The organism is Neisseria sp. HMSC070A01 (genome assembly GCF_001810165.1).
Classification (GTDB): domain Bacteria; phylum Pseudomonadota; class Gammaproteobacteria; order Burkholderiales; family Neisseriaceae; genus Neisseria.
In genome coordinates, this window is record NZ_KV800122.1 from 1 (window position 1) to 491 (window position 491).

At 42.4% G+C, this 491-nt stretch carries 1 pseudogene; it reads left to right on the top strand.

The features are described from left to right. Window positions 1-162: 162 nt before the first annotated feature. Window positions 163-491 (top strand): annotated as a pseudogene (locus HMPREF2711_RS11045) (hypothetical protein); the annotation flags it as partial.

The following is a 491-nucleotide window of genomic DNA, read 5'->3' on the forward strand; positions in this document are numbered from 1 at the left end:
CTCAACTTTCCGCAGTGCAATAATCAAGATTTTTATGATCAGGGTAGAGAGTTGGGACAGTCTATGCTACTTGCTTTTATAGGTTTATTTATTGTCGTAGTTTGCTTAAAAGTCGTAAAACTGGCAAATATGCAAAATGACGAATAAAAGGGAAAAGGAAAAATGAATGATACCCGAAGTTTATTTTATTCTCGGCGTCTCGCCATATGCAGTCGCCTGCTTGTGCTTGTATGTTTTAGCGCTCAAGTTTTAAATCCGTTAACAGCGTTTGCAGAAGTCGGCCTTCCTCCACCGGTACAACATCAAAACGCAGGTTTCCCAAGTGACCAAGCCTTGCAACGTCGTGGCTATGATCCAAAAACAGGCGTTTGGAAGGTTGACGTACAAAACAATGGCAAACCGACCGTAAAAAAAGACGGTGGAACATACAACGGCAGTCAAAACAAGACTGTAACCGTTACGGGAAAGTACGGCGAAACTGGTACGATGAA